We start from the raw sequence: 7533 nt of genomic DNA on the forward strand, positions 1-7533 counted from the left end.
TTATAACAAAATCTTTTTATCAGAACAAGCATTTAGAGATGAAGAACAAAAAAATAAAAGTAATTATGATGTTTATTTTGAAAAAACAGAAGACATGGACAAATTTAAAGAATTTGTTGGTACTGATGTAAGCAAACATTTAGTTGTTGTAACTAAGTATGATGAAAACCTCACAAACTTTAAAGAAGGTGGTTTATTTAAAAAACTTGAAAAACTTCAAAATAATGATGTTTTATTTATAAAAGTTGGTAATAAATTAGATCAAGAAAAAGAAACACATGCTTTAGTTGTATTTAAAAACTACTACGAAGAACAAGAAAAGCAAATAACAGATAATAAAACAAATAAAACAAAAACTGTTAAAGAACAAATATGAACAAAACTTGATAAATTCTTTGCTGATGTTTTAGATATGAAAGTGAGAACTTTCCAAACAACTGAAACATTACAACAAAACGAATTATTTGCTTTACCTACACCAAATAAATTTGAAGCAAAAGATCCTAAATCAGTTGTGTTCTTACAAGGTCCATCGATAGTTGGTATTAAATCAAATCCAGTTGATGAAAACTCAACAAGAGCATTCTTAAAATGATTATTAACAGATAAAAAACAAATTGATTGAGCTCCATTAGCAAAAGCAAATGATGTTAGAGCATTTAGAAATACAGAATCATTTAGTTCAGATGTTTTAACATTCATTCAAACCGCTATGAGTTATATAACACCTGTTAAAGGATTTGAATCTGCTTCTGATAATGACAAATCACGTATTTATGGTAAAAACGAGTTCTTAAAAGTTGCATTTGAAATGTTTGAAAAAGCTGCAAGTGATTCAAACTTTACAACTTATGAAGAACCAGTAGGTAAAAAATCAGGTCAATTTAGAGAAGATTTAAAATCTGCTTGAGACAATATCCAAACAAATGCTGATAAAAAAGAAAATTCAAAAAATAATTTTGAAACATGATCAGCAAGTGCTCATGCAAGTGTTAATGATTAATATTACTATTTAAAAATAAAAATATAGTTTGCAAATTGCAAATTATATTTTTAAATAAGTGGAGAATTATGAAACTTAATTATAAAAAAATATTATTTACATTATCTAATGCAACATTAATTTCGTTGCCAATAATTGCTACTTCATGTTCAAACAAAGTAGAACAAGAAATTTCTACTAAAGAGAATAGAGTTCAACCAATTGTGTTTTATAAAGGTCAAAAAAAATTAGGCCAAAATGAAAACTTAATTTATGTTAGAAATAAATACCATAACCAAGAACAACAAAATAAAACAATTAAAAAAATTGAATCACTTGTACAACAAAAACTTCAAACATTAATAACAATTGATGAAGTTGATAAATTAATTTCATTTGAAACTGATACTTTATTATTACCAAAAATAAAAGAATATAATGGTGCATTTAAATCTTTTAATATTTCAATTGATGATGAAGTATTAACTCTAAAACTTAATAGAGTTATAGCAAAACTTGACTTAGGAGATCTTGGTATTAAAGCACCTAAGAATCAAAATGCAGCTTTTAATATCAAAGATTTTAATTACAATGTAATATTTGAATTTGATGTGTTAAAAGATAATAAAAAAGTTGTCGGTTTTATTGAACCATTGATTAAATTTGCAAAACAAAGAAGATTAACAGCTCCAATTCATTCAAATAATATTAATGAAAATAAAGAAAATTTCAAAAAAATTAATGTTCCTTGAAATGATGCATCATTTGCTCCTTATTACTATGATGCCATCTTAACTGCACATTCTGATGGTGATACATTTACAGTTCAACCTGTTGAAAACAAAAAAACTCAATTTGCCACAGTTTCAAAAAATGATTCATATAAAATTAGGCTTGCAGGAATAGATACTCCTGAAAAAGCAGTTGGTTCTGGTTCAAAATCTATAAAATCAAGTCCATTTGAATATATTTTTGCACTACAATCAAGTGCATTTGGAGAAAAAGTATTAAAGAAAAATTCAAGAGTAAGAGTTGCTTATATTTCTGGTTCTGATACATACGGAAGACAAACAGCAGACATTTTCTTTGGAGATAATTTTGAATATTCATATAATGTTGAAATAGTTAGAGCTGGTTATTCATTACCATATTCAAGTTCTGGTTGAGAGAAAAAGTTTGATCAAAAAAATGATTATGTTAAGGATGTTTATCCAGCAATATTTGAAGCATTCAATGAAGCGAAAGAAAAAAGAAATGGATTTTATAAATATTTAACACCAAAACAAGTATCAGATTATGTTTATAATATTAAACCAAATTCATCATGACAACCTTTTGATGCTGAGTCAGAAGTTAATGTAAAAACAGAGTCTCAAAAGCAATCATAATGAAAATATCAAATAATTTAGTAAAATTAATTTATATAAAATGAAAGGATTTTAAATGATTTTTATTAAAAAGCTCTTAAATTGAGCAAAAGAAAAAACAGTTTCTGTTAATGAAGACGATTTAAAAGAAATAGCTAAATATGCTGATGAATTTGAAACAACAAATTTAAATGAAGTTGCAGCTATTGAGTTAAAGAATTTAAATATCGACTTTGGTGAAACGTTAGCTGTTGACAATGTTAGTTTTAAAATTCCAGAAGGAAAACTTGTTACATTACTTGGGCCTTCAGGGTCAGGAAAAACAACAACATTAAATGCTATTGCTGGTTTATTAACAGTTACATCAGGTAAAATTTTATTCAAAGGTAAAGATGTAACCGACTTTACTCCTCAAAGAAGAAAAATTGGTTTTGTATTTCAAAATTATGCATTATATCCTCATATGAGTGTTTATGCAAATATTGCATTTCCGCTTAAAAATGATTTTGACTGACAAAATAAAGTAATGATGAAAAAACTTGAAGCAACAAATGAAATAAGAAAATTTTATCTAAAAAAACTTGGTGCTTCAAATGAAGAAATTGAAAAACTTGCTCAAAGTTTTGAAAATTGAAAACTTATTTCTTCAGAACTTCATCACAAACTTAATGAATTATATGCTGATTTAGTTTTAGAATATGAAAAAGCTCATACAAATTATAAATTAGCAATGGTTCATGAAACTTCTCAAATTTCATTATTAACTAAAAACGTTCTTAAGACTAATGAAAAAATTCAAAAAGATTCAAAAATTAAAATCGATACAATTAAAACTAAATTTAAGTCTGACGAACAAAATGGTTTATTACCAAAAGATTTAGTAAATGCTTCTGTATTAAATGACCTTCGTTCAGAATACAAAAGTTATGAAAAACTTAATAGTGATCAAGATATTGAAGCAAGATGTCAAATGCTTGAAAAATTTTCTGCAAAACTTGTTGCAATGGAAATTAATAATTTAGTTTTAAAAGATAGAATTGCTATCGTAAAACTTGAAGAAAAAGTATTAAAACTTCTTACAAGATATAAATATATCATTAAAAGAAAAGCAATCTTAGAAAAATATAAAGTTGAAAAACAAACAACAAAAGAATTTTACAAAGAAGCAAAAATTAAGTTTAAAGCCACAAAAAAAGAACATCCAGGTTACATTAAACTTAAAAATGATGCAAAAAAATTGCCTTTTGTTGCTAAAAAATCATTCAATCTTTTAGTTTCTGAATTAGAGAAAAAATATAATTACACAAAAGAAACAATCGCAAATGTGAATTTAACAGATTCTGAAAAAGAATTTCTTAAAGAAACATCTAAATCAATTATTTCATTGCGTAAAGCGATTCATGAAGAAGTTATGGAAGTTGCAAAACGTGTTGAAATTGTTCCAATTTTACAGAAAAAACCAACAAGGTTATCTGGAGGACAACAACAACGTGTTTCTATTGCACGTGCTATTGTTAAAAAACCAGAAATTTTATTAATGGATGAACCTCTTTCAAACCTTGATGCTAAGTTACGTATTTCTACACGTCAATGGATTAGAGAAATTCAACAATCACTTGGTATTACAACAGTATTCGTTACTCATGATCAAGAAGAAGCGATGTCAATTTCAGATATTATTATCTGTATGTCAACTTCAAGAGTACAACAAATGGGCTCACCATTAGAATTGTATAACAAACCAAAAAACCAATTTGTCGCTCGTTTCTTAGGTATGCCTGAAATGGGACTATTCCCTTCGGAATATAAAGATGGAGAACTTATTGTTTCTGGTGTAAATGTACCAAATATTAAAATTCAAGATATAAATAATGCAACACTTAATGTAGGTGTTCGTTCAGAAGATTATATTTTAAAAACACAAGATGAAAATTATATGTTTAAAGGAAAAATTATAGCACTTGAAAACTTTGGTAAAGAAAGTAAATTAATAGTTGAAATAGAAAAAGTTGGACGTGTAAACTTCTTATTAGACAATAATTTCAAGAGTCAAGTAGGTGAATTTATTTACTTTGACTTACCAGTTGAAAAATTACATATTTTCAATGCAATGAGTGAAGAAAGATTAGAGTATGAATACTAATTTAGATAAACTACACTTGTTTATCGCACAAAAAATACCATTTCTTTTTGGATGGTCTTTAAGAAAACAATCAAAAAATAAAGCATCACTATCTCACTCAATTTTAGACAAGCGTACACCTTTTATTGTTCCGTTTTTACTTTTGCTTCCTGCATTAGTATTAATCACAATGTTTACACTTGTACCTATGGGAATGAATATTATTTATTCATTCACACACAGACAAGGTGGTTTTACTTTTGAAAATTATAAAGAAGTATTTACATCATCACGTTTTGCTGTTGGTGTAAGAAACTCATTTATTTATGGTTTATTTGTATTACCATTTGTTTTAATGATTTCATTAACAGTTTCATCTGTTATAGCAAAATTAGTTAGAAAAGGAACTAAATCTTTCTGACAAACAATCTTCTTTATGCCTTATGTAACAAATGCGGTTGCGGTTTCATTGGCATTTATTCAACTATTTAGCAAAAATGGTTTATTTAACTCTTTAATAGGGTCAAATGTTGCTTGATTAGATACAACAGATCAATATACATTTAACGCTCTTGTTGCAATGATTATTAATGGTATTTGAAGTGGTTTAGCATTTAATATTTTAATTTTCACAACAGCAATGATGGGTGTTGATAAAAACTTATATAAATCAGCATCAATAGATGGTTGTGGAGAAATTAAACAATTCTTTTCAATAACTTTACCATCTATTAAAGGAACAATCAACTTTATTGTTACATTAGCAATTATTGGTGGTTTAAAAGTGTTTCCACTTGCATTATTTGAAAATAATCCTAATAATGCATTTAACCGTGGTGGTGGAACATTGATGTTATATATTTACTTAGTAACACAATCTGGAGACTTTTATGCTTCTGGCGCAGCATCATTATCATTATTTATAATTGGTGTAACTTTTTCATCAATTATTAGAGGTGGATTCTTTATGATTCAATTAACATTAAATACATTAGGAGAAAGAAATGTTTGAGTTAAAGTTAAAACTTCAAAAGAGATTAATTAAGAAAAAACTAATTAAAAGCCAAGAAAAAGTTTCAAGTCAGGTTACTGATAAAACAATTTCTGGAAGAGTTATTTCATCTGTTTTAAAATTATCTGTTTTAGTATTTTTTGGTTTAATTGTTCTATTTCCATTTATTTTTATGGTGTTGATTTCATTTATGAATGATAAAGAGGCAGCAGAATTATCAACAAATGCAGCAAAATTAATTCCAAGTTTTGGTGAAGGTCAAACATTTTTATATGTTGAAGGAAATCCTAATTTAACTGGTTTAAGTATTCAACCATGAGCAGTTGTTGTAGCGAACACTTATAAAAGAGCTATTACTTCTGGATACTTTAGTTCATTAGGATTAACAACTCTTAATGTAATTGTGTCAGTATTTTTCAAAATTATAGTTACATTTTTACTTGGTTATGCATTTGCTATTAGAAAATGACGTGGAAAAGGTTTTGTAATCTTTGTTTCACTTGCGCTTTTAGTTTTACCAGAGGTAGCTTTACTTTCAGGACAATATGTTGTTGTTGTTAAAACAGGTTTAAATCTTTCGTACTTTAAATTCGTTTTAGCAATGGCATTACCATTTACAGCAAGTATTTTTAATACTATTATGTATAAAAATGCTTTTGAAGCAATTCCTGGAAGAATAAAAGAAGTATCAGCAGTTGATGGTGCAATTGGTTTAAAATATATGGTTAAAGTAGCATTTCCAATGGTTATGCCAACAACATTAACAATTGGTATTTTAACCGCTCTTGCTTCATGAAATGCATATTTATGACCATCAGTTATAGCTACTGCTGGTAGAAAACTTGAAGTTATTTCTGTTTGATTATTTAAAGCTGGAATCGATCCTAACTACCAAGATGCCGGACCAGTTTTATTAAATATCAAAATGGCAGCAGCATTACTTGTTATCTTACCTGTTTTCGTGTTCTATCTTATATTTAGAAAAAGAATTATGGCTGCTATTAGTAGACAAGGTTCAACAATTAAAGGATAAACTTATGAGTGGATACAAAAGAAAAGTTATAATTTGAACAATTTTAGCATTTGTTGCTTTATGTGGAATTATTGCATTGTCAATATTTGTTTCAGTATTAGATAACACATTGTCTGTTAATTCAAAAGTTTTACTTGATAATAATATTGTTGATTTATATAATGCTCTAAGATCATATTCAATAGGAGGTTTAGCTTTTTCTTGCTTAATTTTCTTGTTAGGTACTGTAATATCATACTCAGGTATTAAATCATGAAAATATGCAGAACAGTTTAATTAGTATGAAAAAAATATCAAAATTTAAATTTATCTTTACTAGTGCATTATTAACTTGTGCTCCTCTTAGTGCTGTATCGTGTTTATATGAAAATGATAAAACAGTTGTTTACTCAAAAGAATTTTCAAATAACAATTGAACAAATGAAAAAACAAGATTCGCATCTTCATTACCAAAAGAACAGCAAATACCAGCATTAATTGAATTTGAAAATAAATTATATGACACAGTTCTTTTAAATTATTCATTAACTAAAATGGAACCATTTATTCAAGGAACATTTATTGTTAATAATGATCATATTAAAGTAACTATTTCAAATTCATATATTATCGGTGAAAATGATAGAAGTTTAACAATTAATCAAAATGTTGTAAATAGTGTTAAAGATGCAAGAGTTAAACAAGAATTAACATCTAATTTAAACGAATTAAAATCGTTAGTTGATAGTTATTATGCAAAACAATTACCAAATCAATTCGGTATTTCTAAAATAATTAATAGTAGCAATAAAAGTTTAGAACAAAAAGATGACAAAGTAAAAAACACTGAAAAAAGAATAAAATCATTAATCAATATTGTAGATAGTTTAGTTTATTGAGACACAACAGATCCTAATAAAGTAATTACAAAAGAACTTGTTGAAAAAGTTGTTGAAAATTTTGTTAAGGATACACCATTTTATGCTTATTACCTTGAAAGTTTAGATTTACAAGGTAAATCAAGTATTAAAGAAGAAT

The 7533-nt window shown here is 26.6% G+C and carries 7 protein-coding genes; all 7 read left to right on the forward strand.

The window, feature by feature from the left end:
* Positions 1-1003 (forward strand): hypothetical protein (locus tag BU00_RS0102820; protein WP_027121403.1); only part of this gene is annotated, 1003 nt, incomplete at its 5' end.
* Positions 1004-1071: 68 nt separating this feature from the next.
* A complete protein-coding gene (locus BU00_RS04910; protein ID WP_051521854.1) occupies positions 1072-2370 on the forward strand; it encodes a thermonuclease family protein in 1299 nt (432 codons plus the stop codon).
* Positions 2371-2425: 55 nt separating this feature from the next.
* Positions 2426-4492 (forward strand): ATP-binding cassette domain-containing protein, encoded by a 2067-nt coding sequence (locus BU00_RS0102830; protein ID WP_027121404.1) that lies wholly within the window; start codon positions 2426-2428, stop codon positions 4490-4492.
* Positions 4482-5516, forward strand: coding sequence for a carbohydrate ABC transporter permease (locus BU00_RS0102835; RefSeq protein ID WP_027121405.1), 1035 nt, complete (start codon positions 4482-4484; stop codon positions 5514-5516). Before BU00_RS0102830 ends, BU00_RS0102835 begins: the two co-directional genes overlap by 11 nt.
* The gene (locus BU00_RS0102840; RefSeq protein ID WP_027121406.1) at positions 5476-6516 is read left to right on the forward strand and encodes a carbohydrate ABC transporter permease; all 1041 of its coding nucleotides are present in this window, start codon (positions 5476-5478) and stop codon (positions 6514-6516) included. Before BU00_RS0102835 ends, BU00_RS0102840 begins: the two co-directional genes overlap by 41 nt.
* Before the next feature lie 4 nt (positions 6517-6520).
* Positions 6521-6796 carry a hypothetical protein gene (locus BU00_RS0102845; RefSeq protein ID WP_027121407.1) on the forward strand — a complete coding sequence of 92 codons (276 nt, stop codon included), beginning with the start codon at positions 6521-6523 and terminating at the stop codon, positions 6794-6796.
* A gap of 1 nt (position 6797) precedes the next feature.
* A partial coding sequence (locus BU00_RS04610) for a hypothetical protein (protein WP_036458990.1) occupies positions 6798-7533 on the forward strand: 736 nt, incomplete at its 3' end.

Origin of the sequence: Mycoplasma leonicaptivi ATCC 49890, from assembly GCF_000622205.1 — a bacterium.
GTDB lineage: Bacteria > Bacillota_I > Bacilli_A > Mycoplasmatales > Metamycoplasmataceae > Mycoplasmopsis > Mycoplasmopsis leonicaptivi.